This window comes from Streptomyces griseus subsp. griseus (assembly GCF_003610995.1).
GTDB lineage: Bacteria > Actinomycetota > Actinomycetes > Streptomycetales > Streptomycetaceae > Streptomyces.
This window is the reverse complement of record NZ_CP032543.1, coordinates 5,980,034-6,005,467: the sequence shown is the minus strand read 5'-3', so window position 1 is coordinate 6,005,467 and position 25,434 is coordinate 5,980,034. Positions and strand designations below refer to the sequence as shown.

General features: G+C 71.6%; 21 protein-coding genes and 2 pseudogenes. 19 read left to right on the top strand and 4 right to left on the bottom strand.

The window, feature by feature from the left end; all coding sequences use genetic code 11:
• Positions 1–80 precede the first annotated feature (80 nt).
• A pseudogene (locus tag D6270_RS26965) lies at positions 81–233 on the top strand (transposase); the annotation flags it as partial.
• A 231-nt stretch (positions 234–464) separates the two neighbouring features.
• Here the strand turns inward: D6270_RS26965 and D6270_RS26960 are convergent.
• Positions 465–1,043 (bottom strand): TetR/AcrR family transcriptional regulator, encoded by a 579-nt coding sequence (locus D6270_RS26960; RefSeq protein ID WP_109167259.1) that lies wholly within the window; start codon positions 1,041–1,043, stop codon positions 465–467.
• 80 nt (positions 1,044–1,123) lie between these two features.
• Here D6270_RS26960 and D6270_RS26955 point away from each other — a divergent pair, with 80 nt between their 5' ends.
• Both D6270_RS26955 and D6270_RS26950 read left to right on the top strand, forming a co-directional pair.
• Positions 1,124–1,897, top strand: a complete 774-nt coding sequence (locus D6270_RS26955; protein ID WP_109163095.1) for an SDR family oxidoreductase — start codon at positions 1,124–1,126, stop codon at positions 1,895–1,897.
• Positions 1,898–1,928: 31 nt separating this feature from the next.
• Positions 1,929–2,297, top strand: a complete 369-nt coding sequence (locus D6270_RS26950; RefSeq protein WP_109163096.1) for a VOC family protein — start codon at positions 1,929–1,931, stop codon at positions 2,295–2,297.
• Positions 2,298–2,455: 158 nt separating this feature from the next.
• Here the strand turns inward: D6270_RS26950 and D6270_RS26940 are convergent, their stop codons facing one another.
• Complete coding sequence (locus D6270_RS26940; protein WP_109163097.1) at positions 2,456–2,788, bottom strand: SCO4225 family membrane protein; 333 nt, start codon at positions 2,786–2,788, stop codon at positions 2,456–2,458.
• Between the two features lie 508 nt (positions 2,789–3,296).
• Here D6270_RS26940 and D6270_RS26930 point away from each other — a divergent pair.
• The 11 genes and pseudogenes from D6270_RS26930 (at position 3,297) to D6270_RS26885 (ending at position 17,539) form a co-directional block, all read left to right on the top strand.
• Entirely contained in the window at positions 3,297–3,491 is a 195-nt protein-coding gene (locus tag D6270_RS26930) for an RNA polymerase sigma factor (protein WP_158650551.1), read from the top strand.
• Positions 3,492–3,646: 155 nt separating this feature from the next.
• On the top strand, positions 3,647–3,775 hold the full coding sequence (locus D6270_RS33710) for a hypothetical protein (RefSeq protein ID WP_264081535.1): 129 nt from the start codon (positions 3,647–3,649) through the stop codon (positions 3,773–3,775).
• Positions 3,776–4,044: 269 nt separating this feature from the next.
• Positions 4,045–4,338 carry a hypothetical protein gene (locus D6270_RS26925; RefSeq protein WP_225976956.1) on the top strand — a complete coding sequence of 98 codons (294 nt, stop codon included), beginning with the start codon at positions 4,045–4,047 and terminating at the stop codon, positions 4,336–4,338.
• A gap of 205 nt (positions 4,339–4,543) precedes the next feature.
• Positions 4,544–6,013 carry an aldehyde dehydrogenase family protein gene (locus tag D6270_RS26920; protein WP_109163099.1) on the top strand — a complete coding sequence of 490 codons (1,470 nt, stop codon included), beginning with the start codon at positions 4,544–4,546 and terminating at the stop codon, positions 6,011–6,013.
• The gene (locus D6270_RS26915; protein ID WP_376199345.1) at positions 6,001–7,584 is read left to right on the top strand and encodes an APC family permease; all 1,584 of its coding nucleotides are present in this window, start codon (positions 6,001–6,003) and stop codon (positions 7,582–7,584) included. Before D6270_RS26920 ends, D6270_RS26915 begins: the two co-directional genes overlap by 13 nt.
• 14 nt (positions 7,585–7,598) lie before the next feature.
• Positions 7,599–9,158 (top strand): GMC family oxidoreductase, encoded by a 1,560-nt coding sequence (locus D6270_RS26910; RefSeq protein WP_109163101.1) that lies wholly within the window; start codon positions 7,599–7,601, stop codon positions 9,156–9,158.
• A 164-nt stretch (positions 9,159–9,322) separates the two neighbouring features.
• The gene (locus D6270_RS26905) at positions 9,323–9,952 is read left to right on the top strand and encodes an alpha-ketoglutarate-dependent dioxygenase AlkB (RefSeq protein WP_109163102.1); all 630 of its coding nucleotides are present in this window, start codon (positions 9,323–9,325) and stop codon (positions 9,950–9,952) included.
• Positions 9,953–10,092: 140 nt separating this feature from the next.
• Positions 10,093–12,597: a SpoIIE family protein phosphatase gene (locus tag D6270_RS26900; protein ID WP_109163103.1), complete on the top strand. Its 2,505-nt coding sequence runs from the start codon at positions 10,093–10,095 to the stop codon at positions 12,595–12,597.
• A 132-nt stretch (positions 12,598–12,729) separates the two neighbouring features.
• Entirely contained in the window at positions 12,730–13,269 is a 540-nt protein-coding gene (locus tag D6270_RS26895; RefSeq protein ID WP_109163104.1) for a hypothetical protein, read from the top strand.
• 75 nt (positions 13,270–13,344) lie between these two features.
• Positions 13,345–15,612, top strand: a complete 2,268-nt coding sequence (locus tag D6270_RS26890; RefSeq protein WP_109163105.1) for a hypothetical protein — start codon at positions 13,345–13,347, stop codon at positions 15,610–15,612.
• Between the two features lie 377 nt (positions 15,613–15,989).
• Positions 15,990–17,539, top strand: a pseudogene (locus D6270_RS26885) (sugar transferase).
• A gap of 71 nt (positions 17,540–17,610) precedes the next feature.
• Here the strand turns inward: D6270_RS26885 and D6270_RS26880 are convergent.
• Positions 17,611–18,594, bottom strand: coding sequence for a GDP-L-fucose synthase family protein (locus D6270_RS26880; RefSeq protein WP_109163107.1), 984 nt, complete (start codon positions 18,592–18,594; stop codon positions 17,611–17,613).
• A gap of 116 nt (positions 18,595–18,710) precedes the next feature.
• On the opposite strand from D6270_RS26880, the gene gmd reads away from it, so the two are divergent.
• From gmd to D6270_RS26855, 5 genes are read left to right on the top strand one after another with little or no spacing between them, the layout of a single operon-like run.
• Positions 18,711–19,724 carry a GDP-mannose 4,6-dehydratase gene (gmd, locus tag D6270_RS26875; RefSeq protein ID WP_109163108.1) on the top strand — a complete coding sequence of 338 codons (1,014 nt, stop codon included), beginning with the start codon at positions 18,711–18,713 and terminating at the stop codon, positions 19,722–19,724.
• Entirely contained in the window at positions 19,721–20,395 is a 675-nt protein-coding gene (locus D6270_RS33395; protein ID WP_225976955.1) for a hypothetical protein, read from the top strand. The genes gmd and D6270_RS33395 overlap by 4 nt, the downstream gene beginning before the upstream one ends.
• Complete coding sequence (locus tag D6270_RS26865; RefSeq protein WP_109163109.1) at positions 20,392–22,653, top strand: LamG-like jellyroll fold domain-containing protein; 2,262 nt, start codon at positions 20,392–20,394, stop codon at positions 22,651–22,653. The genes D6270_RS33395 and D6270_RS26865 overlap by 4 nt, the downstream gene beginning before the upstream one ends.
• A gap of 3 nt (positions 22,654–22,656) precedes the next feature.
• The gene (locus D6270_RS26860; RefSeq protein ID WP_109163110.1) at positions 22,657–23,394 is read left to right on the top strand and encodes an Rv1352/Rv1906c domain-containing protein; all 738 of its coding nucleotides are present in this window, start codon (positions 22,657–22,659) and stop codon (positions 23,392–23,394) included.
• Positions 23,391–24,230 carry a glycosyltransferase family 2 protein gene (locus tag D6270_RS26855; RefSeq protein WP_109163111.1) on the top strand — a complete coding sequence of 280 codons (840 nt, stop codon included), beginning with the start codon at positions 23,391–23,393 and terminating at the stop codon, positions 24,228–24,230. The genes D6270_RS26860 and D6270_RS26855 overlap by 4 nt, the downstream gene beginning before the upstream one ends.
• 12 nt (positions 24,231–24,242) lie before the next feature.
• Here the strand turns inward: D6270_RS26855 and D6270_RS26850 are convergent, their stop codons facing one another.
• Complete coding sequence (locus D6270_RS26850; protein ID WP_109163112.1) at positions 24,243–25,406, bottom strand: glycosyltransferase; 1,164 nt, start codon at positions 25,404–25,406, stop codon at positions 24,243–24,245.
• Positions 25,407–25,434 lie beyond the last annotated feature (28 nt).

The window sequence follows — 25,434 nt, the reverse complement described above, 5'->3', positions numbered from 1 at the left end:
AGGCGACACACTCCACGGCTTCGGACTGAAGGACGGATCACCTCAAGGGCGGCCCGTCCCCACGATCGAGACGGTGGGACGAGCAGCTGCTGGAGGCCCACCCTCTTTCCCGAGTCCTGATCTCGATGCCCGGAGTCGGGATCAGGACCGAAGCCAGGACCCTCATCGAGGTCGGCGACGGCAGCGACTTCCCCTCCGCCGCCCACCTCGCCGCCTACGCCGGACTCGCCCCGGCGCCCCTTCGACTTCCTCGACGACCACGTCGGGATCACCGGGATCCTGATCTCCTCCCTCCGGTCTGCTGCCGCTCACACCGGATGGGGTCCATGGCGCTCTTGCCGCTGTCCGTCGGGGGAACCCCCGCGCGGTGTACGACGCCGGTCAGGCGGCGATACCGGCACTGCGGGAAGTGCATCGTCGCAGGTGGCACCTGACGGCCGGTCTCTGCGCCGGGTGCAGCCGTTTCACCGTGGCCCGGTGGCGCTGTAGCGAAGGCCGTCGAAGATGAGGGAGGCGATCTGGCGGGCTTCATCGATCCATCCCGGCGTCGCGCGCAGGGTGCACACGCCTCCCAGAGCCCGCAGCAGGGTGGGACCGGTGACGTCACCGCGCAGCGTGCCTTGCGCATGGCCGGCGTCCAGGAGGCGGGTCAGGGCGTCGGACATGCGAGTGCGGGCGTCGTCGAATACCGGTGAGTCGGTGGCCATGATGCTCTCCAGGGCAACGGACATGCCCTTGCCCACAGCGGCATGGTCCACGAGCAGCAGCAGGAACCGACGCAGCGCCTCTGGCGGGGTGTGCTCATCGAGTAGTACGTCGGCGGAGTCGCACAGGTCGTCGACCTCGGAGCGCCAGACCTCCTCGATCAGCGCCTCCCGGGTCTCGAAGTGGCGGTAGAGCGTGCCCACGGCGACCCCCGCCTTGCGGGCGATGTCCTCCACGTGGGTGCCGGTGTCGCCGTCGAGGAACGCCTGGCGGGCAGTGGTCAGCAGCGCCTCGCGGTTGCGGCGCGCGTCAGCGCGCATCGGGCGTGCTGTCGGCATGACGACCTCCATAAGGTGAGTCTGGTTCCGTTTAGGTGTACCGTTTCCGGAGTCGGGTTCACTTTACTGGGGAGTCTTCCATGCCGGACATTGACGAGGGCCTGAAGGGCCTGCGCGTACTGGTCACCGGCGGCAGCCGCGGGCTGGGCGAGGCGACCGTGCGTCGTTTCGTGTCGGCCGGGGCGACCGTGCTGACCGCCTCACGCAGCAGGCCCGGGCGGGACAGCGGAGCGGCGTTCATCGCAGCGGATCTGTCCACGCCCGAGGGGGTGGCGGACCTCGGCCGCCGCGTCATCGATGAGGTCGGCGGGGTAGACGTACTGGTGAACAACGCCGGTGCCGCGAGCGCCCCCGCGCCGACCCTGAGCCGCTCGGACGACTCGTGGAGGGCGGACCTGGAGATGAATCTCCTCAGCGCCGTACGTCTGGACCGTGCCCTGGTGCCCGGGATGGTCGAGCAGGGGTCCGGTGTCGTTGTGCACGTCTCCTCCATCGCCAGCCAGCTGCCCCAGCGCTCCGAGGCGTCCTACGCCGCGGCCAAGGCCGCGCTCAACGTCTACAGCCGCGAGCTGGCCACCGAGGTCGGCGCGAACGGGGTACGTGTGGTGTGCGTGCTCCCCGGCTTCGTCCTCACCGACGGCGCCGACGCCCACCTGCAGCGGATGGCCGAGCAGCAGGGCGTGAGCACCGAGCAGGTCACCCAGCAGATCGTGGACCACCTGAACCTGCCCATGGGCCGCCCCGGGGAGCCCGAGGACGTCGCCGAGATGATCGCCTTCCTCGCCTCCGGCCGCGCCAAGTGGCTCACCGGAGCCCAGTTCCGCGTCGATGGCGGCATCATCCCGACCGTCTGAGCGTCAACCGATCCGAGAACAGGACTTTCCCATGCCCATGACCCTGAGTTCCGTGATCATCGATGCTGCCGAGATCGAGCCCGAGAGCGCGTTCTGGCACCAGCTGCTCGGCGGCTCGATCCATCGCACACCGTCCCACCACTTCATCCAGGCCCCCGGCCTGCCCGTCATCGTCATCCAGTCGGCCCCCGGCAGCATCGCCCCCAACTGGCCCGACGGCAGCCCCCAGCAGATGCACCTCGACTTTGCCGTCGAGGACCTCGTGAGCGCCGACCGCGCGGCCACCGACGCCGGCGCCTCCCGCCTGCGCCCCACCGGCGACATCACCGAGGGGACCCGGACCGGCAGCCGGGTCTACGCCAGCCCGGCCGGACACCCGTTCTGCCTACGCGCGGGGTGATACCGGGCAGGAGCTTCACCCAGCCGGGGTTCAACCCGCTCCCCTCGGTCCAGGGCCTCCAGCTGATCGTCGTTCAGGAGATCGGCCAGCCGCCCCTGACTCGGACACGACGGATGGCGCCGGCCTCTCTACGCTGGACCTGGAGAACTTCCGGGAGGTCAGGCGTTGCTGACGCCGTTCTCGGGGCTGTGGTCCCGCCGTTCGGTGAGGTGGCGGTACAGGGCACCGAGCACGGCGGCCTGGACAACGGCACCGATGGGAATGCCTATCAGCCCGACGGGACCGGCGACGAGGAACGGCATCGAGGTCGGTGCGGTGACCAGGATGGCCCACATTCCGGCGAAGCTGGCATCTCCGGAAGAGGAGTGGGAGATGGCGTCCACAGTCACCCACAGGCACACCGCGAGGACGACGCCCAGATAGCCCAGTGCCAGAGGGTTGATCAGGTAGTGGCGGAGAGCCTGGGGCAGCGAGCGGGACTTCTTGTCCATGGCGGTTCTCCCGGGGATGCCGGAATGCCCGGCGTGGTGACTGATCTGCTGACGATCTGAACAATGCCGTCCGCGGGTATCAGTCGCATGAGTAGCCCTACTCATGTCCGCCTCCGTACGCCGCCGGCCTGATGGTCCGGATTACGGCGCTGCCGGGGCATGCGTGTCGGGCCGGGCTGGTCGGGCGAGGCATGAAAGCTGCTGGCATATACGAGTTGGGGAGGCGGAGGCCCTGCGGGTGCTGGATCTGCCCGGGACTCAGGCAGATCCTGGTGAGGTCCGTGTCCGGGTGCGCGCGGCCGCGGTGAGTCCCACGGACGTCCTGCCGCGTACGGGCGGGCACGCGGTGCGGATGCCCTGCCGCGGACTCGGATGATTCTTCTCCGGGGACTGTAAGGAAGTGCAGGCCCCCACGGCACGTACGGGCGTGGAGACCATGCAGACCGGAAGCGAGCGTGAACACACCGCGCGGTTCACGGCTTTGTGTGTGCAGGACCACCCACGTGTGATGACCTCCGTACACCGGCGCCTGGGCGATCGCGCCGCCGCGGAGGAGTTCACCGCCGAGGTGTTCCGGATCGCCTGGGAGCACGTCCTCAAGGTCGGCGCGGACGTCACCGGTGGCTGGCCGTTCATCACCGCGCGGAACCTGCTGGGCAGTCACTGCCGTGCCATGGCCCGCCTGTCCGAGGAGTCGGCATGATGCGAGTGAGGCCTCCGGCCCGAACCGCCACCCCCGTCCCGGCTCTGGAGACGGAACAGAAGTCGAACGAGTTGTCGGCCCGGGCGCGCACCGAGCCGCCACGGCGGCGGTAACGGCGACCGCGAGGGGGGGCGGATCCGGGCCGTACGGTCGAGGTGTCCTATGCGACGCCCGGGGCAGGCCCGGAGACCGCCGCCCTGACCGAGGGCAAGGAGTACGTCCTCCTGCTCGACGCCCAGGACGACGGCCGCTTCACCCTGGTGAACACCACACAGAGGGTGTAGGAGGTGAACGGGGGCCGGGCGGTCGCGGGCCCGGACAATGAGGTGGCGCTGAGCGCGGGTGCGCTCAAGGCGCTCCGCCTGGCCTCCTCGACGGTTGATGCGTCTCTGCACGCCGGTCGCGCGGCGGGGTGGTCGTAGGGGATCAGCGACCGCCGGAAGGGGCTCCGTGTCGATGATCCGGCCGGAGGCCTGCTGCGCATCCCGTCGGGCCGGCCGGGTGCACCCTGGGGTACGCCCTGGCCGGGGACCACCTCCAGCAGGGGCTGTCCGTGATCGCGGAGTCGGTGAACCCCCTAGCCGTCACCCGTGGCGCCCGGCCGGAGGTGGGCATCGGAGGGGGCGTCCCGGTCGTCGAGGTCGAGGTGGTCTGCTCGGATGCGGCTGAGCGCCGACGCCGCATCGCCACCCGCCCCTCCGACATCCCCGGCCCGCCGCAGCCCGACCGGGAGCGGATCCTCGACCGCGACTACCGGCCCCGGGACCGGGAGCACGTCATCCTCGACACGGCGGGGCGGGAGCCGCAGGAGTCCCTCGCACCGCCCCTCCGCCGACGGCACGCATAGTCACGCGTAGCACCGAGGGCACGCGCAGGAGCGAGGACACGCGCAGTACCGCCCGAGCCACAGCACCGCCCGCCCGCGCCCCGGCACCGCCCGGCCGCGCCCGCGCTGCGCGCATACCCCTACGCCCTTACTCTCTGTCCTGGAGTCGACACAGGAGGTGTCGGCCGACCGCCCCACCCGTGCAGGACCCGTACAGGAGGAGCCCATGCCGGAGCTGTTCATCGGCGGCCGGTGGACCACTGCCGCCGACGCGGGCACGCGGGAGATCCGCTGCCCGGCCGACGGCACGCTGGTCGCCACCGTCGACGAGGGCGGGCGCAAGGACGCCGACGCTGCCGTCGCCGCCGCTCGGGCCGCATTCGACGACGGGCCCTGGCCCGGTACGCCGGCCGCCGAGCGGGGGCGGCTGCTGCTGCGGGTCGCGGAGCTGCTGGAGCGCGACAAGGATCTCTTCGCGCGGGCGGAGTCGCTGGACACCGGCAAGCGGCTGGTCGAGAGCGCGTACGACATGGACGACATCGCCAACTGCTTCCGGTACTTCGGCGATCTCGTGGCCGCCGGGGACGGGGGCCGGGTCGTCGACACCGGGATCGCGGACGTCGACAGCCGGATCGTGTACGAACCGGTCGGGGTCTGCGCGCTCATCACGCCGTGGAACTATCCGCTGCTCCAGACCGCGTGGAAGGTCGCCCCGGCGCTCGCCGCCGGCAACACCTTCGTCCTCAAGCCCAGCGAACTGACCCCGCACACCGCCGTCCTGCTCATGGGGCTGCTCGTGGAGGCCGAGCTGCCGGAGGGGGTCGCCAATCTGGTGCTCGGGGCGGGGGCGGCCGTGGGCGCGCCGCTCACCGGGGATCCGCGGGTGGACATGGTCTCGTTCACCGGGGGGCTGGCCACCGGGCGGGCCATCATGGCGGCCGCCGCGCCGACCGTGAAGAAGGTCGCCCTGGAGCTGGGCGGCAAGAACCCGAACATCGTCTTCGCCGACGCCGACTTCGAGACCGCCGTCGACTACGGGCTGATGGCGGTCTTCCTGCACTCGGGGCAGGTCTGTTCCGCCGGGGCGCGGCTCCTTGTGCAGGACGAGCTGCACGACCGGTTCGTGGACGAGCTGGTGGCCGGGGCCCGCCGGATCAGGCTCGGCGGCCCCTTCGACGAGGACGCCCGCAGCGGTCCGCTGATCTCCGCCGCCCACCGCGACAAGGTCGAGGCGTACGTGGCCGAGGGCATCGCCGAAGGCGCCGTACTGCGCTGCGGCGGGGCGCGACCCGACGATCCCGCGCTGGCGGACGGCTTCTACTACCCGCCGACCGTGCTGGACGAGTGCCGCTCGTCCATGTCCGTGGTGCGGGACGAGTCGTTCGGGCCGGTGCTCACGGTGGAGCGGTTCCGGGACGAGGACGAGGCGGTGCGGCTCGCCAACGACACGGTGTACGGGCTGGCGGGCGCGGTCTGGACGCAGGACGGCGGGCGCGCCCACCGGGTGGCCTCGCGGCTGCGCGCCGGCACCGTATGGATCAACGACTTCCACCCCTACGTACCGCAGGCGGAGTGGGGCGGTATGAAGCAGTCCGGTTTCGGCCGTGAGCTGGGACCGGCGGGGCTGGCCGAGTACCAGGAGGCCAAGCACATCTGGCGCAATGTCGCCGCGGTCCCGCAGCGGTGGTTCGAGTGAGCACGGACGGCGGTTCGGAGCCAGGGCCCGCGGCGAGGACCCAGACGCAGCACGACGACGACGCGCTCGGGGAGATGGGGTATCGCCCCGAACTCAAGCGCACCCTGGGCAACTTCCACACCTTCGCCGCCGGGATCAGCTACATCTCGATCCTCACCGGCACCTTCCAGCTGTTCTACTTCGGCGTCAGCTTCGGCGGTCCCGCCTACTGGTGGTCCTGGCCGATGGTCTTCTGCGGGCAGCTGATGGTGGCCCTGTGCTTCTGCGAGCTGGCGGCCCGCTATCCGGTGGCCGGTTCGGTCTACAACTGGGCCAAGAAGATGGGCGGCCCGCATGTGGGGTGGCTCGGCGGCTGGATGATGATGACGGCCACCATGGTCACGCTCTCGGCGGTGGCGCTGGCATACCAGATCACGCTGCCGCAGATCGACGGCTGGTTCCAGTTCATCGGCGACGGCAGCGGCCGGAACGACCAGGCGGCCAACGCCGTTCTCCTGGGCACGGTGCTCATCCTCTTCTCCACGCTGGTGAACGCGTTCGGCATCAAGCTGATGGCCCGGATCAACTCCGCGGGCGTCTTCATCGAGCTGGTCGCCGCCGTCGCCCTGATCATCTTCCTGGCCGCGCACATCACTCGGGGCCCCAGCACCGCGCTGACGGAGACGTACGGCCTCGGCAGTGGCCAGTCGCTCGGCTACTTCGGGGCGTTCCTCACCGCGTCGCTCGCCTCCGCGTACGTCATGTACGGCTTCGACACCGCCTCCTCCCTCGGCGAGGAGTCGCACAACCCGGGCCGCAACGCGCCCCGCGCCATCCTGCGGGCGCTCATCGCGTCGTTCCTGATCGGCGCGTTCATCCTGCTCTTCGCGCTGCTCTCGGTGCCGGACCTCCAGGCCGAGGAGCTGTCCACGGGCGGACTCCAGTACGTGGTGCTGGCGACGCTCGGCGAGACCGTCGGGGAGGTCTTCCTCTGGGCGGTGGTCGTCGCGATCACGGTCTGCGTGCTGGCGGTGCAGGCGGCCGGTATCCGGCTGATGTTCGCGATGGCCCGGGACAACAACCTGCCCGCCGGCTCGAAGCTGGCCCGGGTCAGCCCCCGTTTCCGGACGCCGGTGGTGCCCGCCGTGCTGATCGGGGTGGTCGGCGTGGTGATCCTGGTGGTCAACATCAACCAGCCGCAGATCTTCTCGGTGATCACCAGCATCGCGATCATCATGATCTACGTGGCCTATCTGCTGGTCACCGTGCCCATGCTGCTCCAGCGGCTGCGCGGCACCTGGCAGCCGCGCGAGGGCGCGTTCTCGCTGGGCAGGTGGGGGCTGCCGGTCAACGTCCTCGCGGTGCTCTGGGGGACGGCGATGTCCCTCAACCTGGCCTGGCCGCGCGCCGAGGTCTACAACGCGACGGGCCCGCAGCACTGGTACCTGCGGTGGGGCGCGTTCCTCTTCATCGGCGTCGTCGCCCTCGGCGGCTTCGCCTACTACTGGTTCGTCCAGCGGCACCGTACGGGCGTGCTCGCCGAGCACCGCTTCCTGGCCGAGGACCCCACCGTTCCGCCGCCGAACCCTTGAGCCCTGGAGACGCGATGCCCGAGGAGAGCCCTGTGCCCGTGTACGACTACGTCGTGGTCGGCGGCGGTACGGCCGGTGCCGTCGTCGCCGCCCGGCTCACCGAGGACCCGGACGTCACCGTCTGCGTACTCGAAGCCGGACCTTCGGACGTCGGGGACGACAGCATCCTGCGGCTGGACCGGTGGATGGCGCTGCTGGAGTCCGGTTACGACTGGGACTATCCGGTGGAGCCGCAGGAGTACGGCAACAGCTTCATGCGGCACGCCCGTGCCAAGGTGCTCGGCGGCTGCTCCTCGCACAACTCCTGCATCGCCTTCTGGGCCCCGGCCGAGGATCTCGACGAGTGGGGCGCGCTGGGCTGCACCGGGTGGAGCGCGGCGGAGTGCTTCCCGCTCTACAAGCGGCTGGAGACCAACGACGCGCCCGGCGACCACCACGGCCGCTCCGGCCCGGTCACCCTCCGCACGATCCCGGCCGACGACCCGTGCGGTACGGCGCTGCTGGAGGCGTGCGCGGAGGCCGGCATCCCCACCACCCCGTTCAACACGGGCACCACCGTCCTGCGGGGTGCGCACTGGTTCCAGATCAACGCCCGCGAGGACGGGACCCGCTCCTCGGCCTCGGTCTCGTACCTCCATCCCGTTCTCGGCAAGCGGCCCAACCTGGAGCTGCGGACCGGGCTCCAGGCGAAGCGGCTCCTCTTCGAGGGTGAGCGGTGCACCGGAGTGGAGTACCTGGAGCCCGACACCGTCCACAGCGGCAGGGTGCACGCCCGGCGCGAAGTGGTCGTGGCCTGCGGTGCGATCGACTCCCCCAAGCTGCTGATGCTCTCCGGGATCGGCCCGGCCGGCCATCTCCGGGAGACCGGGGTCGACGTCCGGGTCGACTCCCCCGGCGTCGGCTCGCACCTCCAGGACCACCCGGAGGGCGTGATCATGTGGGAGGCGAAGCAGCCCATGGTCACCACCTCGACCCAGTGGTGGGAGATCGGGATCTTCGCCGACACGGAGCCGGGCCTGGACCGGCCGGACCTGATGTTCCACTACGGCTCGGTCCCGTTCGACCTGAACACCTACCGGCGCGGCTACCCCACCTCGGAGAACGCGTTCTGCCTCACCCCGAACGTCACCCGTGCCCGCTCCCGGGGAACGGTCCGGCTGCGCACCCGGGACTTCCGGGACAAGCCCCGGGTCGATCCGCGCTACTTCACCGACGAGCACGATGTACGGGTGATGACGTACGGGCTCCGTCTCGCCCGGGAGATCGTGGCGAAGCAGCCGATGGCCGCCTGGGCGGGCACCGAGCTGGCACCGGGGGCGGGCGCGACCACGGACGCGGAGCTGTTCGACTACATCCGCGAGACCCACAACACCGTCTACCACCCGGCGGGGACGGTACGGATGGGCCCGGTGGACGACCCGGACTCGCCCCTTGACCCGCAGCTGCGGGTCAAGGGGGTCACCGGGCTGCGGGTGGCCGACGCTTCGGTGATGCCGGTGCTGACCACGGCCAATCCCTGCATCACGACCATGATGATCGGCGAGAAGTGCGCCGACCTCATCAAGGAGGCCTGATCACGAAGGCCTGACCGGAGAGGCCGATCGGGAAGGCCCGACCGAGGGGCCCCGATCAAGGCGGCCCCGATCACGGCGGCCTCATCGAGGCGGCCGGATCGACGAGAGCTGAGCCACTCGGCGACCTATTCGCACACACGTACGAATAGCGTTACGCTGATGCCATGGCCGTACACCTTCAGACCTCGCTCTTCGACCAGGGGAACGACATCGCCGTCCGCCCCCTGGACGGGCTGCGGCGTGAGCATCTCGGCCACGGCGCCTGGATCGACGTACTCCCGCAGTGGCTCCAGGGGGCCGACGCCCTGTTCGAGACGCTGGCCGGTGGTGTGGCCTGGCGGGCGGAGCAGCGGGTCATGTACGAGCGGGTGGTGGCGGTCCCGCGGCTGCTGGCCTTCTTCGGCGGGAGCGATCCCCTGCCGCACCCCGCGCTGGACGCCGCCCGTACGGCGCTGAGCGCGCACTACGGGAGCGAGCTCGGCGAGCCGTTCACCACGGCTGGGCTCTGCTACTACCGCGACGGCCGGGACGGGGTCGCCTGGCACGGAGACACGGTCGGCCGAGGCTCCACCGAGGACACCATGGTCGCGATCCTCTCCCTCGGGGCACCGCGCCATCTGGCGCTGCGGCCCCGCCGGCCTGGCCCCGTGCCCGTACGCCGGGCGCTCGGGCACGGTGACCTGATCGTCATGGGCGGCAGCTGCCAGCGCACCTGGGAGCACGCGATCCCGAAGACGGCACGGGCGGCGGGGCCGAGGATCAGCGTCCAGTTCCGGCCCGACGGCGTGCGCTGACCGCACCGCCGGGCGCACCGCGGAGCACACCGGTGGCGGCCGGAATCCGCCCCGATCGGCCGTGGCGCGGGCCTACCGCAGTTGTGCCCGCCGGGACCAGGGCGGATTCTGAAGACCATGGACCAGGCCGGTGTGGCGCGGTGAGCGCGACCAGAGCGGCGGATGCCGCCGACTTCCGGGGCCCCCTGGACATCGCCAGGGCGGCCACGGTGGTCCTGGACGGCCGGGAGACGGTCGTGGGGTGGAGCCCCGCCGCCGCCGAGCTGCTCGGTTACGGACCGCACGAGGCCGTCGGGCGGCCTCTGGGCGTTTTCCTCTCGCCGCTGCCCGCCGACGGCTCCCTCCCGGCCGCGTCGGACGGCCCGGGCCCGGCCGAGCGCCCGGGGCCGGGACCGCCCGACGGCGGCGAGATCCGCCTCGCGCGCCACCGGGACGGCCGGGAGCTGCTGGTGGCGACCACCGTGTGCCCGCTGGCGGGGGCGGGCGGCGGTCCCGGAGCCGAGACCCCGGGCCGGGTGCTGGTCGCCGCCGAGCTCGGGGCGCTGCGGCAGTGGGAGTCCCAGCTCGCCCTGCTCCAGGGGCTCGCCACCCAGTCGCCCGTCGGCCTGGCGATCTACGACACCGACCTCCGGCTGACCTGGGGCAACACCGCCTACGAGCGCGAGATCGGCAAGCCGCTCGCCGAGTTCCGGGGCATGCGGGCCGACGAGCTGTACTCCGGGGGCCGCTTCGTCACACCCGGCTACCCGCAGAGTCTCGACGCCGTGATGCACCACGTGATCGACACCGGCGAACCCATCCTGGACCTGCACTTCCAGGGGATTCCGCCGAGCGACCCCGGCACGGAACACCTGTGGTCGTGCTCCTACTACCGGCTGCAGGACGCGCACGGGCACGTGTTCGGGGTCTGCGAGGACGCCTTCGACATCTCGGACCGTCAGCGCGCCCAGCAGCGCCTGGCCCTGCTGGTGGAGGCAGGCCGCCGGATCGGCACGGTCCTGGACGTGGTCACCACCGCCGAGGAGGTCGCCGAGGTGACCGTGCCGGAGTTCGCCGCCGCCGTACGGGTCGACATCGCGCGGGCGACGGTGATGAGCGGGGAGCTTCCGGCGACCGGGAGTTCGGCGGCCATGGACCTGCTGCGGGTCGGTGAGCACTCCGCGGGGGCGGGGATCGCCGATCCGGGCGAGCCGCTCCAGCCGGGGAGCCCGGCGCACCGCTACCCACCGGTCTCCTATCCCCCGGGCTCGCCGCAGGACCGCTCGCTGGCCTCCGGCGGTCTCGTACTCGACGACAACGTCCTGGTCGTCCCGTTGCGCGTCGGCGGCAGCGTGCTGGGGCTCGTCACCTTCGTACGGAGTCCGCGTCCCGAGACGTCCGGCCGGACGGTCGCCCACGGTCCGGCGAACACCTTCGACAACGGCGAGGTCGCCCTGGCGGACGAGCTGGCGGCCCGGGCGGCGGTCTGCATCGACAACGCCCGCCGCTTCACCCGTGAGCGCTCGGCCTCCCTCGCCCTCCAGCGCCAGCTGCTGCCCCATCACGTGCCGCCGCAGTCGGCCGTCGAGATCGCCTACCGCTATCTGCCGTCGGACGATGTGACGGGGGTCGGCGGTGACTGGTTCGACGTGATCCCCCTCTCCGGGACCCGGGTCGGCCTGGTGGTCGGGGACGTGGTCGGCCACGGCCTCCAGGCGGCCGCCACCATGGGGCGGCTCCGCACCAGCGTCCGCGCCTTCGCCCAGCTGGACATGGCCCCGGACGAGCTGCTGACCCGGCTGGACGACCTGGTGGGGCAGCCGCTGGACGAGCGGCCGGGCGCGCGGGACGGCACGGCCTGCGACGCGTACGACGAGCTGACCACCGGGGCGACCTGTCTGTACGCGGTGTACGACCCGGTCTCGCGGCGCTGCGTCATGGCCCGGGCCGGGCATCTGCCGCCGGCCGTGGTGCACCCCGACGGGCACGTCACGTTCCCGGATCTGCCGGCCGGGCCGCCGCTGGGCCTGGGCGGTCTGCCCTTCGAGTCCATGGAGATCGAGCTGCCGGTGGGGAGCCTGCTGGCGCTGTTCACGGACGGTCTGGTGGAGGCCCGCGGCCACGACATCGACCAGGGCCTCGACGCGCTGGGCCGGGTGCTCGGCGCCCCCGCCGCCTCGCTGGAGGAGCTGTGCGACCGGGCCGTCTCCACGCTGGTGCCGGACGCCACGACCGCCGACGACACCGCCCTTCTGCTGGCCAGGACCCGGCAGCTGGACGAGAGCCGGGTCGCCGAGTGGGAGCTGCCCGCGGAGGCGGTGACGGTGGGGCGGGCGCGTGAGCTGGCCACCCGTCAGCTGAGCGGCTGGGGGCTCGATGAGCTCTCCTTCGCCACCGAACTGGTCGTCAGCGAGCTGGTCACCAACGCGGTCCGGTACGGCGGCGGGCCGCTGCGGCTGCGGCTCATCCGGGACCGCACGCTGCTCTGCGAGGTCGCGGACACCGGCCACACCTCGCCGCATCTGCGCCACAGCGCGGAGGACGACGAGGGCGGGCGCGGGCTGTTCATCGTCGCCCAGCTCGTCCAGCGGTGGGGGACGCGCTACACCCCGGCCGGCAAGACCATCTGGACGGAACAGGCCTTTCCGTCGGTCGACTTCGGCTGAATCTGATCGTTTTCCGGACCCTCACGGGCCCTTTCGTTGACAACATCAACATCTTTCGACTTAGGTGTGCCTTACCTAAGTCGACTGGGTGTCCGTGGTTCTGGTTCCGATGCCGAGAAAGGTGCTCGTTCGATGAGTGCTGTCCCCTCCACCCGTACCGTCGCCCGCACGGGCCTCGCCCTCCTCTCCGCCGCCGCCCTGGCGTTCTCGCTCGCCTCCCCCGCCGCAGCGGCGACCGGGACCCGCACGGTCACCGACGGGGGCACCACCTACAACCTGTCGCTGGCCGCCCCCGACACGGCGAACGCCGGCGGGCAGAACATCACCGTCACCGGCAGCGGCTACAACCCGGGGCAGGGCGTCTACGTCAGCCTCTGCGTGGTCGACGGGGCGCAGGGCGCCAACAAGCCCTCCCCCTGTCTCGGCGGCCAGGACGAGTCCGGCACGACCGGCGCCTCCCACTGGGTCTCCAGCCTGGGCGGCGGCACGCTCCCCAACAGCTCCGCCTTCGGCGCGGGCGGCACCTTCAGCGTGCGGATACACGTCAAGGCCGATCTCGGCGGCGGCAACATCTGCGGCGACACCGTCGAGTGCGCTGTCGTGACCCGCGCCGACCACACCGACACCAACGACCGCAAGTACGACGTCCACACGCCGATCGACTTCGTGTAGGACGCCCCCAGCCATCGGCCCGGCCCCGGCGCTCCTCGCCGGGGCCGGGCTCCCCGCGTCGTGACGAGGAATGACATGACACCCACTCCGGGCACCCCGCCGGCCGGCCCCGGCGGATCCCGCAGACCCGGCCGACGCCTCTCCGCGGCCGCCGTCGCCGCCCTGCTCCTCGCGGCGGTCCCCGCGGGCACCGCGGTCAGCGCCGACGCCTCCACCCCGAAGAGCGCCACGGGTCCCCAGGGCCAGAAGCTCACCGTCTCGGCCACCACCGGTCTCGACCCGGCGGGGCAGAAGATCCGCGTCACCGGCGAGGGGTACGGACTCACGGCCGGCATCTACGTCGCGCTCTGCAAGGACAACGGGGCGAACCGGGTCCCCTCCCCCTGCCTCGGCGGCGCCGACATGAGCGGCGGCTCGAAGAACTCGCAGTGGATCGTGCCTCCCGGCGATCCGTACGAGGGTGAACTCGCCCTGCCCTTCGGCTCGGGCGGCTCCTTCGACGTGGAGATCGAGATCCGGTCCGAGGGCGACGGGCTGGACTGCGCCGACGTGCCGTGCTCCGTCGTCACCCGGGCCGACCACCGCGCCGGCGGCGACCGTACGCAGGATGTGCGCATCCCCGTGGTCTTCGCGGACCAGGAGCCCGGCGTACCGGGCGGCGAGGGTGTCGGCGTACCCGCCGGAACCGTCTCGTACAAGCCGGTCGCCGACTTCACCTCGGCGGGCAAGCCGCTGGACCTGCTGCTCCACCCCGGCTCCGGAAAGCTGTACGTCGGCGCGGACAACCTCCCCGACACGGCCGACGTCGACGAGCGCGGGCTGTACGTACTGGACCCCGAGGACGGGAAGGCCGAGAGCTGGATAAGCCAGGCCCCCGGGCCGAACGGTGAGCCGCGCGCCTCGACGGCGGCACGGATCGCCGGACCGCTGCCGGGCGACGGCGTGGTCTACCACTACCCGCTGCGGGGCGTCGGAAGAGCCAAGGCGGGCGACGCGGCCGCCTCGGGCGTCTGGCTGGCCGGGTCGACGGTCACGGACATCGCGCCCGGTACGGCTGCGGGCACGGTGCTGGTCGCCCAGGGCGCGAAGCTCTCCGAGATCGGGACGGCGACCGGTGCGGTCATCCGCAGCGTCACGCTGCCGGGCGGCAACCGGTTCGCCGCCGACCCCGCCAGGGGCGCGGTCTGGTTCGGCGACTTCGCGGCCGGGAAGCTGCACCGGGTCGACCTGGTCTCCTTCTCGGTCACCGACTCGTTCGACCTGCCGGGGCCCGGCGGCATGGCGGGCTTCATCCAGGCCGACCCGGCGAGCGGCGCGGTGTGGGTGGGCGTCGACCGGTCCGTGCTGGTCCTCGACGCGACGGGCAAGCTGATGAAGACGCTGGTGGGCAAGGACCTGGCCCGGGACGCCGCCTTCGACGTCGGGAGCGGCCGCGCCTTCGTGGTCTGGCAGGACGGCGGGGACCTCTCGGACCCGGCCAACGACAACAACGGCACGCTCACGGTGTACGACAGCACCGGCCTCACCCCGGCGGCGAAGGACCTCTCGCTGCCCGGCAACCAGTCGCAGCTCGGCGCCGCCTCGCTCGCCGTCGCACCGGGCGGGGCCACGGTCTACGTGACCAGCCCCGCCGAGGGGAAGATCACCCGCCTCACCCGGCAGATCTCGCCCCTGGTCACCCAGGCACCCGCCGACCGCTCGGTGGAGGCCGGGGAGGAGGTGGCCCTCACGGCGCGCGCGGAGGGCACCCCCGAGCCCTCGGTCCGCTGGCAGGTGAGCACCGACGGATCGCAGAGCTGGCGGGAGCTGGACGGGGCCACCGAGCACGTGCTGACGTTCACCGCGAGGGGCGCCCAGGACGGTCACCGCTACCGCGCCGAGTTCCGCAACGAGGCCGGCACCACGCGTACGGCCCCGGTCACGCTGACGGTCACCGAGGCCACCGGCGGCGCGGACAGCGGTGGTTCGGGTGACAGCGGTGGATCGGGTGACTCCGGCGACCCGGATGGGCGGACCGGTGGCTCCGACGGCACCGCAACCGGTGTTTCGGGTACCGGTGGTGACGCTTCGACAGGTAGTGGCGGCACCGGCGGCGGCACCGGCGGCGGCTCATCCGCCGGCGCGTCCGGTTCCTCCGGATCCGCCGGCTCATCGGCCGGGGGCGCAGGTTCCACGGTCGGCGGCGGCGTCGGAGGCTCCTCCGGTACGGAGACGACGTCCGGCGGCAGCCTCGCGGCGACCGGGCTCACTGTGATCTCGGTAACTCTCCTTGCGGCAGGGCTCCTTGGCGTCGGGCTGCTGATCCACCGCCGGGCCAGGAGGCGTATGGCCGGCCTCGCCTGATCTCGTGGGCGCCCCCTTCCACCCCGGGCGGGCCGCCCACGGACCACGAACCCCCTGGACGCGCAGGTCGCTGCCAGGGGGTTCGTGCGTTCACTCCGGCGTGCGCCCGGAGTGCGCGCCTCCGCGTCCGGCCGTCGGCGGCCTCGCCCCACAAGCGCTTGCGGACCCGTTCATTCGTCAACTACCAGCTCTGGCAGGCGAGATCAGCGGGTTGAGCCGGATCGCGGGAGTCTGGACCGAGCCGTCTGAACTTCACGGGAACTCCAGCGAAATGGCACGTGTGTGGATATCGTGCACCGAGCGAGGGCGCATCCGTCAGTCCATGGGATCGGCGGATGCGTCGCGTTTGTGGGGGTGCGACTGTGACTGGGGGGTTCATGGGGCATGTCGAAATACCGGAAACTGACATATCCGGACCGGTGGGGGTCCGGGGCGCGCCGCGCCCCCGCACCGCCGCCTCGCGGAATCGTACGGCGGCCCTGGAGCAGCTGTGGAGGGCCCCGACAGCGGAGCGCGGCCCGGCCGGGCGGGCTCCGGCCCGCCGGAAGCCGGGGCACCACCCGTCGGTCGGTGCGCTGACCGATCTGCTGGCCATGGCCGGGCCCGCCTGGCTGCTGCTGCACCTGGGCGAACAGCCCCGCCCGTGGCTCGCCGCCACGGTCGCGGGTCTGCTGTGGACCGGGCTGCGCGGTACGCGCGGCCGGTACGCCGACCCGGCGCACGCCGAGCCGGGCGGTGCGTCCGGTGCCCTCGGGGACTGGCTGGTGTTCGTCGGGGTGCTGGCCGTCCTGCACGCGGCGGCGGGGGGTTCCGTGGACCCGGCGACGGCTGTCGTGGCCGTGGCGCCGGGGCTGCTGGTGGCCACCACCGTGGAGTGGCTGCGGCGCTGGCCGCGGACCGCGCGGCGGGGGCGGGCGGTGCGCCGGGTGCTGCTGGTGGGTGAGGCGGCGGGACTGGACCGGGCGGCCGAGCTTCTCAACTCCCGTACCGACCACGCCTATCGGCTGGTGGCCGCGATTCCGGTGGGACCGGACCGGCCGGGGTTCGAGGGCGTACAGGTGCCGGGGCGGCTCGCCTCCTGCCCGGCGGACGACGACGTGACGACGGTGCTCGGCGGGGCCTACGCCCATGACGCGGACCTGGTGCTGGTGGCTCCCGGGCCCCAGCTGACCGGGGACCGGCTGCGGCGGCTCGGCTGGGGGCTCCAGGACGCGGGCGTCGCCCTGTGCGTGGCCTCCGAGCTCTCCGGCATCGCGGCCGGCCGGGTCCGCCCGGTGACGGCGGCGGGGCTCACCCTGCTGCACATCGCGCCGCCGCTGCGCGGTGGCCCGCAGGGGGCGCTCAAGGCCGTACTGGACCGCGGCGGCGCCCTGTTCGGCCTGCTGGTGCTCTCACCGCTGCTGCTCGCGGTGGCGCTGAGTGTGCGGCTCTCCTCGCGCGGCCCGGTCTTCCACCGGCAGGTCCGCCAGGGCCAGCACAACCGGCCGTTCACCATGTGGAAGTTCCGCACGATGGTGGCGGACGCGGAGGCGCTCAAATCACAGCTGACCGAGGCCAACGAGGTCGACGGGCCCCTCTTCAAGATGCGCCAGGACCCCGGGTGACGCCGGTGGGACGGACGCTGCGCCGGACATCGATCGACGAACTTCCGCAGCTGTTCAATGTGTTGCTGGGCCAGATGTCCCTGGTGGGACCTCGGCCCCCGCTGCCCGAGGAGGCGTCCGGGTACGACGAGCGGGAGGGCCGCAGGCTCGCCGTGAAACCGGGGCTGACCGGGCTGTGGCAGGTCAGCGGCCGCTCCGACCTGTCCTGGCAGGAGACCGTCTCGCTGGACCTCTGGTACGTCGACAACTGGTCGGTGGCCACGGACATGGGGCTCCTCGCCCGTACGGTGCGCGCCGTCACCGACGGCCGCGGGGCCTACTGAGAACGGCGGGCGCGGCGATGCGAGGAACCCCGGTGCGCCACCGCGCGTCCGGCCAGCGCGGTGGGGAACGGTCAGGCGGTGGGGGCGAGCTGGCCCAGCCACCAGGCGTAGGTGCGGGCGATGCCGTCACGCAGCGGGATCTGCGGCTTGAAGCCGAGGGAGGTCAGCCGGGAGACGTCGAGGAGCTTGCGGGGGGTCCCGTCGGGCTTCGAGGTGTCCCAGCCGATCCGTCCCTGATAGCCAGTCACCTCGGCGATGGCCTCCGCGAGTTCGCGGATGGTGAGGTCCTCGCCGCAGCCGATGTTGACGGGCGCGTCACCGTCGTACGCCTCCAGCAGGCGGACACACGCGGCGGCCAGGTCGTCGACGTGGAGGAACTCGCGGCGCGGCGAGCCGGAGCCCCAGAGGGTGACCTCTTCGGCCCCGTCGCGCTGCGCCTCGTGGAAGCGGCGGATCAGCGCGGGCAGGACGTGCGAGGTCTCCAGGTCGAAGTTGTCGCCGGGCCCGTAGAGATTGGTGGGCATGGCGCTGATGTAGGAGGCGCCGTACTGCCGGCGGTAGGACTGGGTCTGGACGATTCCGGCGATCTTGGCGAGCGCGTACGCCTCATTGGTGGGCTCCAGCTCGCCGGTGAGCAGCGACTCCTCGCGGATCGGCTGGGGTGCGAGCCGGGGGTAGATGCACGACGAGCCGAGGAAGAGCAGCCGTTCGGTCCCCGCCGCGTGCGCCCCGGCGATCACGCTGAGCTGGATGCGCAGGTTGTCCTCCAGGAACTGCACCGGGTAGGTGCTGTTGGCCATGATGCCGCCCACCTTGGCGGCGGCCAGTACCACGGCGTCCGGGCGGATGTCCCGCAGATACGTCTCGGTCCGCGCGGCGTCGCGCAGGTCGAGGAGGCCGCGGCCGCGGGTGAGGACCTCGTGGCCGTCGTCGGCGAGGCGGCGGGCCACCGCCGAACCGACCAGTCCGCGGTGGCCCGCGACGAATATGCGGGAGCCGGGGCGCAGTAGGGGACGGGCGGATTCCTGGGGTGGGACGGGGAGTTCGGTCGTCATGGCTCGGATTGTGCCAGCAGTGAGGGACTGCGGAGATGTTTTGCCGCAGAACGCTCCAATTCCGATATGTCGGTGACCTGTTCGTCGCACAGACGGACAGCAGAGAAGGGGGAATCGTGGCGAAGACCGCGCTCATCACGGGAGTGACCGGCCAGGACGGCTCGTACCTGGCGGAGTTGCTTCTCGACAAGGGGTACACGGTCCACGGCCTGATACGTCGCTCGTCGAGTTTCAACACCGAGCGGATCGACCACATCTACCAGGGTCCTGAGGAGCCGGAGCGCTCCTTCGTCCTGCACCACGCGGACCTGACCGACGGCGTGGCGCTGGTGAACCTGTTGCGCGACATCCAGCCCGACGAGGTCTACAACCTGGGCGCCCAGTCCCATGTGCGGGTCTCGTTCGACGCCCCGCTCTACACCGGTGACGTCACCGGGCTCGGCACCATCCGGCTGCTCGAGGCGGTCCGGGCCAGCGGCGTCCAGACCCGGATCTACCAGGCCTCGTCCTCCGAGATGTTCGGCGCCAGTCCGCCGCCGCAGAACGAGAAGACCCCGTTCCACCCGCGCAGCCCGTACAGCGTGGCGAAGGTCTACTCGTACTGGGCGACGGTCAACTACCGCGAGGCCTACGACATGTTCGCCGTCAACGGGATTCTCTTCAACCACGAGTCGCCGCGCCGCGGTGAGACCTTCGTGACCCGGAAGATCACCCGTGGGGTGGCCCGGATCAAGGCCGGGCTCCAGGACCGGCTGCACCTGGGCAACCTGGACGCGGTCCGGGACTGGGGGTACGCGCCGGAGTACGTGGACGCCATGTGGCGGATGCTCCAGTGCGACACCCCGGACGACTACGTGGTGGCGACCGGTGAAGGGGTCAGCGTCCGGCAGTTCCTGGAGTTCGCCTTCGAGCACGCGGGCCTCGACTGGGCCGAGCATGTGCGGTACGACCCGAAGTACGAACGTCCCAGCGAGGTCGACGCGTTGATCGGTGACGCCTCCAAGGCGGAGGAGCTGCTGGGCTGGAAGCCCGAGGTCAAGTCCCGTGAGCTGGCCCGGATCATGGTCGACGCGGACATCCGCCTGCTCTCGGACCAGCTGACCGGGGCCGCCGTCCGGGTGGACAGATGAGGGGGGCAGGCGGTCGAGGACGCCCCCGGCGCGGCCGGGTCCTCACCGCCGTCCTCGCGCTGGCCGCCGGGGTGCTCGCCCCGGTGGCCGCCGCGCCCTCGGCGGTGGCGCTCACCGGCCCGGCCGGCTGCACCGCCGACCACCTGCCCGCCTACCCGGCCAAAGGGATCGCGTGGTCGCTGGCGGAGGCGAACGGGGTCGTCCACCCGGGCGGCGGATTCCAGTCGGTCAGCGGGCAGGCCCGGCGCTCTTTCGGGGCGCTGACCGCCGCCCAGGTCGCCGCCCACCACCGGCTGGCCCAGGCCCCCGCCCCGGCCGGGCAGGTCCTCAAGGGGGCCCGGCTCCAGTTCCGTACGTCGTCGGATCCGACGGCGGGCTCCACCGACAGCCACACCGTGGTGCCGGCCACCGGCGCCCGGACCGAGTCGGCGGTCACCTACAACTCCCGGCTGGCGCTCTCCGCGTCCGTGCTGGGGAGCATCACCGGCGCAACCGGCGTCTCCACCGAACACTCGGTGGAGCTCACCGCGCCGGCACTGGGCGGGGCCCTCGGCTCCGCCTACTCACTCGCCCTGACCAGCAGCGGGACCGACAGTCCGCGCATCTGGTCGAGCGAGGCAGCATCGGCGGCCGCCAGGCCGCAGCTCGTTCTCACCTTCGGAGCTGAATGATGAACGGAAGTACGGGGCAAAGAACCGGAGGACGTGGCCGTATTCGGGCCGCTGCCGCCGCTCTCTGCCTGCTGGCCGGAGTCCTGACCGCCACGGCGGTCGGGAGTTCCCCGGCAGCGGCGCTGACCCCTCCGGTGGCCATCACCGCGGACGACCTCTCCACCTGGCAGACCAACGGCATCGTCTGGTCGATGGCGGCCGGCGACGGCGTCGTCTACGCGGGCGGCACCTTCTCCACCCTGCGGCCGCCCAAGGCGGCGGCCGGCACCAATGAGCAGTCCGCGGTGAACTTCGCCGCCTTCGACGCGGCGACAGGGGCGCCCACCGGCTGCTCGCTGGCGTTCACCGTCTCCTCGGGGACCGCGACCGTACGCTCGCTGGCGCTCTCCCCCGACGGGGCGACGCTGTACGCGGGAGGCCAGTTCGGGGCGGTGAACGGGATCGGGGTCAGCAACATCGCGGCGATCGACACCGCCACCTGCACCGTCCGCAACAACTTCAAGATCGCCGTCTCGGCCACCGTGCGCGGTCTCGCCGTCACGTCCGACACGGTCTATCTGGCCGGCGACTTCACCAGCGTGGGCGGCCAGAGCCGGGGCCACTTCGCGGCCGTCTCCACCGCCGGAGCCTCACTCCTGCCGTTCACGGCCAACGCCGACGAGGTGGCCCGGGCCATCGAGGTGACCCCGGACGGGCAGAACGTCCTGCTCGGCGGGGACTTCTTCCAGATCAACGGCACCAACACCCACGCGCTGGCCGTGGTGAACGCCACCACCGGACAACTCACCAAGTCCTACGCGGGTTTCATCCACAACAACTCCACCGTGCAGGACATCACCACCGACGCCAGCGGCTTCTACACCGCCAACGAGGGCACCGGCGGCGGGGTGTTCGACGGCCGGATCGCCCTGAACCTGAGCGACTTCCAGCAGCGCTGGCGCGACACCTGCCTGGGCGCCACCCAGGCCGTGGCGGTCTACTCCGGTGTGCTCTACAGCGGAAGCCACGCCCACGACTGCTCCTCCATGGGCGCCTTCCCCGACCAGCCGCGCAAGCACCTGCTGGCCCAGTCGGTCGACGACCCTCAGCTGCTGCCCTGGTTCCCGGACACCAATGACGGCATCGGGGAGCCGGTCGGTCCGCGGGTGATGACCCAGACCGGCAAGGGCGACCGTCACTACCTGTGGGTCGGCGGCGAGTTCACCACCGTCAACGGCGCACCGCAGCAGGGGCTGACCCGGTTCGCGGACGGACCCGACACCGGGGCGCCCTGGGTTCCCAACGTCAGCCTGTCCACGCTGAATCCGGGGAAGATCGAGGTCAACTGGCAGACCAGCTTCGACACCGACGACGGTGAGCTGACCTACCGGATCTACAAGGACGGGTCGAACACCCCCATCCACACCACGACCGGCTACTCCGTCTTCTGGAACCGGCCGCAGCTGACCTGGACGGACACCGACGTCGTGCCGGGCCAGACCTACTCGTACCGGATCACCGCGAGCGACGGCATCAACACCAGCGCCAAGTCCCCCGCCCAGTCCGCCACCGTGGTGACCACGACCGAGGCGTACCCCGCCCGGGTCAAGGCCGACGGGGCCTCCCTCTACTGGCGCTACGACGAGGGCACCTCCACCTTCGCCCACGACAGCAGCGGCAACCTCAACAACGGGTTCCTGCGCAACGCCCCCGCCTACCGGCAGACCCCCGCGGCCGTCGCCGGCCCGTCCACCGCGATCGGGTTCAACGGCACCAACCAGTACGCGTACAGCAACCGGCAGCACCCCCAGCCGACCCGGTTCTCGGTGGAGACCTGGATCAGGACGACCACCAGCCAGGGCGGGAAGATCATCGGCTTCGGGAACCTGAACCAGCAGAACAGCACCCGCCACGACAAGCACGTCTACATGCGCAACGACGGACGTCTGGTGTTCGGCGTCAACAGCGGCGGCACACGCACGGTCACCACCTCGGCCGCCTACAACGACGGCCAGTGGCACCACGTCGTCGCCACCCAGGGGCCCCTGGGCCAGGGGATGTCGCTGTACGTCGACGGACAGCTGCGCGCGTCGAACATCCTGTACTCCTCCAACGAGAACTACCCCGGGTACTGGCGGGTCGGCGGGGACAACCTGTCCGGCTGGCCGAACCGTCCGACGAGCAACTTCTTCGCCGGACAGATCGACGAGACCGCCGTCTATCCGACCGCGCTCACCGCCTCCCAGGTCAGCGCGCACTACGCCCTGAGGAATGGCTGATCGATGAGGAATCCGTTCCTGGCCGGCGCCGCCGTCGTCATGACGGTGGCGGCGCTGGCCGCCTGCGGCTCGTCCGCGGACGGGAACGGGCCGGAGGCCGCGGGCGTCCAGCGCCCCGCGGCCTCCGGGCCCTCCGTCCCCGGCCCGTCCGCCGCCACACCCACACCCGCCGCGCCCACGGCACCCGCCATCGAGGAGCCGGCGGTCCCAGGACCGTCCGCTCCCCCCGCGAAGGCCGAGGGCCCCCGGACACCCTCCGGCGAGATCACCCCGGCCACCGGGACCTTCACCAAGAGGCAGAAGGAGTATCTGGCCGACCGGGTGCCCAAGGGCATGGACCCGGCCGCCGTGCTCCAGACCGGCCAGGAGACCTGCGACAAGCTGCGCTACCTGGTCAAGGCCGACCGGGACACCGCCGTGGGCGCGATCGCCACCCAGGAGATCCCTGACGTACCGGCCGCCGTGGCGGGCCTCTGCCCGCAGCACCAGGACCTGGTCGACGAGGCCGCGTACACCTATGTGGACGGCACCCACACCGGGAAGGCGCTGCGGCCCGGCGTCTACCGCTCCGCCTCCCCCACCACGCACTGCTCGTGGCAGATCGAGGGGGCGGGCGGCAAGGAGCTGGCCTCCGGCACCTCCGGCACGGGGAAGTCCCGGAAGATCACCATCCCGAAGTCCGCCCGTACGTTCACCTCCACAGGCTGCTACGCCTGGCTGCCCGAAGGAGTCAAGGGATGACCGCAGGCAAGACGAAGCTCCCCATAGCCGTGGCGATCCCCACGAAGAACGAGGGCCTGAACATCGCCGAGGCGGTGAAGTCGGTGCTCGGCCACTTCGAGGCGGTCGTCGTGGTGGACTCACACAGCTCCGACGACACGGTGAAGATCGCCGAGGAGTGCGGGGCCGAGGTGGTCACGTACACCTGGGACGGGGGTCATCCGCGGAAGAAGCAGTGGTGCCTGGAGAACGTCCGTACCGATCTGGACTGGATCCTGCTGCTGGACGGCGACGAGCGGCTCAGCCCCGGACTGCTGGCCGAGCTGCGGGAGACCTTCCGGGATCCGGCGGCGCCGAAGCCCGCCGCGTACGACATCCCGCTCGGGTACTGGTTCTCGGGGAAGCGGCTGCGGCACGGATACACCATCCGCAAGCGGTCGTTGACCGACCGCACCCGCTCCTACTACCCCGAGGTCGGGGACCTGGACGCGCCCGGCATCGGGGAGGTCGAGGGGCACTACCAGCCGGTCGCGGCGACCGCCGGAACGTTGAAGAACCCCATCGAGCACCAGGATCTGGACCCGGTCACCGCCTGGTTCGAGCGGCACAACCGGTACTCGGACTGGGAGGCGTGGCTGGAGCACCACCCCCAGGTGAAGGAGCAGGTGCGCCAGGTCAAGTCACGCCAGGGGCAGTTGTTCCACAAGGCCCCGTTCAAGCCGGTGGTGTCGTTCGCCTACATGTACCTCTACCGGCGGGGCTTCCTGGACGGCCGCGCCGGGTTCGACTTCGCACTGGCGATGAGCTTCTACCGCTGGCAGATCGCTCTCAAGTCCCGTGAGAAGCCTGTACGTTGACGCACGGGCCCTTCACCCTCGCCTCCGGCGGACCACGTCCTCGTAGGTCCGCCGGAGGGTGGCGGTGACGGCTTCGATGGTGAACTGCTCGTTGACCAGCTCCCAGGCGGCCTTGCCCGCCCGCTCGGCGGCCTCCGGCTCCAGCAGCTCCAGGATCGCGTCGGCGACCTTGCGGGCGTTGGCCGCGTCCTCGCCGACCCGGCTGTCGATGACCCGGCCCGAACCGGCCTCCGCCACATCGGGCGCCTGGCCGCAGGTGCGGGTGATGATCACCGGAGTGCCGACCGACATCGCCTCCAGGACCGAGACCGGGAACGGCTCCTCGATGGCGGGGAGCACATACACATCGGCGTCGCGGTCGGCGGCGAGCACCTCGTCGTGCTCCAGCGGGCCCACATGGTCCAGGGAGTCCGTGACGCCCAGCTTCCGGGCGAGGGCGAGAGTGCCGGCCAGCGCGCCGGTGTCCGGCCCGGCCAGCACGAAGCGGGCGTCCGGGTGGCGGGCCAGGACGTGCGGCATCGCGGAGACGAAGTCCTCGGGCCGCTTGCGCTCCTGGATGCGGGCGAGGTACAGGATGGTGGGCGGGCGGCCGGGGTCGCGGGCGGGCTTGCGCGCCTGCGGGCGGACACCGTTGACCAGCCGTACGGTACGGGTGAGCGGGACGGGGGCCGCGACGGCGTTCACATCGACCCGCTCCATCTCGGTGAGGTGCAGGACGGCATCGGCCTCGCGCAGCACCTTGCGGACCCCGAGGACGTCGGTGAGCTGGGCGACCTTCTTCTCGGTGGGGTCGATCATGCCGTGGGTCTGGACGACCAGCGGCGTACGGGTCGCGAGCGCGAGGAGCGCCGCGGGCAGGGTCACCAGGTCCCGCATCAGGTGGACGTGTACGAGGTCGGCGCCGCGCATCATGCGGCGGGCGGTGCGCAGCAGCGCGGCGGAGGTGATCCCGCTGACCTCGAACATCGGAAGCAGATGCCGGGCCTGGAAGAGATGGACCGGAACTCCCTCCACATGACTGGGGAGTTCACCGTCGGGGAAGCCGTCGCCGAGGGCCATGACACGGGCGTCGTCACCGGCGGCCCGCTGGACCTTGGACAGGTTGAACGCCACCCGGGTCGGACCGCCGAAGGCGTGGTCCGGAGTGTGGAGCGTGACAACGTGCAGGATTTTCACCAGAGTTCCCCTCGACCATGGCCACTTG

Excerpts from the sequence above, each read along its gene's own strand:
- D6270_RS26920 (WP_109163099.1), top strand. The coding sequence starts at position 4,544 with ATGCCGGAGCTGTTCATCGGCGGCCGGTGGACCACTGCCGCCGACGCG.
- D6270_RS26855 (WP_109163111.1), top strand. The coding sequence starts at position 23,391 with ATGACCGCAGGCAAGACGAAGCTCCCCATAGCCGTGGCGATCCCCACG.
- D6270_RS26880 (WP_109163107.1), bottom strand. The coding sequence starts at position 18,594 with ATGACGACCGAACTCCCCGTCCCACCCCAGGAATCCGCCCGTCCCCTA.
- D6270_RS33395 (WP_225976955.1), top strand. The coding sequence starts at position 19,721 with ATGAGGGGGGCAGGCGGTCGAGGACGCCCCCGGCGCGGCCGGGTCCTC.
- D6270_RS26960 (WP_109167259.1), bottom strand. The coding sequence starts at position 1,043 with ATGCCGACAGCACGCCCGATGCGCGCTGACGCGCGCCGCAACCGCGAG.
- D6270_RS26905 (WP_109163102.1), top strand. The coding sequence starts at position 9,323 with ATGGCCGTACACCTTCAGACCTCGCTCTTCGACCAGGGGAACGACATC.
- D6270_RS26950 (WP_109163096.1), top strand. The coding sequence starts at position 1,929 with ATGCCCATGACCCTGAGTTCCGTGATCATCGATGCTGCCGAGATCGAG.
- D6270_RS26910 (WP_109163101.1), top strand. The coding sequence starts at position 7,599 with ATGCCCGAGGAGAGCCCTGTGCCCGTGTACGACTACGTCGTGGTCGGC.
- D6270_RS26930 (WP_158650551.1), top strand. The coding sequence starts at position 3,297 with ATGACCTCCGTACACCGGCGCCTGGGCGATCGCGCCGCCGCGGAGGAG.
- D6270_RS26865 (WP_109163109.1), top strand. The coding sequence starts at position 20,392 with ATGATGAACGGAAGTACGGGGCAAAGAACCGGAGGACGTGGCCGTATT.
- D6270_RS26940 (WP_109163097.1), bottom strand. The coding sequence starts at position 2,788 with ATGGACAAGAAGTCCCGCTCGCTGCCCCAGGCTCTCCGCCACTACCTG.
- D6270_RS26890 (WP_109163105.1), top strand. The coding sequence starts at position 13,345 with ATGACACCCACTCCGGGCACCCCGCCGGCCGGCCCCGGCGGATCCCGC.
- D6270_RS26955 (WP_109163095.1), top strand. The coding sequence starts at position 1,124 with ATGCCGGACATTGACGAGGGCCTGAAGGGCCTGCGCGTACTGGTCACC.
- D6270_RS26895 (WP_109163104.1), top strand. The coding sequence starts at position 12,730 with ATGAGTGCTGTCCCCTCCACCCGTACCGTCGCCCGCACGGGCCTCGCC.
- D6270_RS26860 (WP_109163110.1), top strand. The coding sequence starts at position 22,657 with ATGAGGAATCCGTTCCTGGCCGGCGCCGCCGTCGTCATGACGGTGGCG.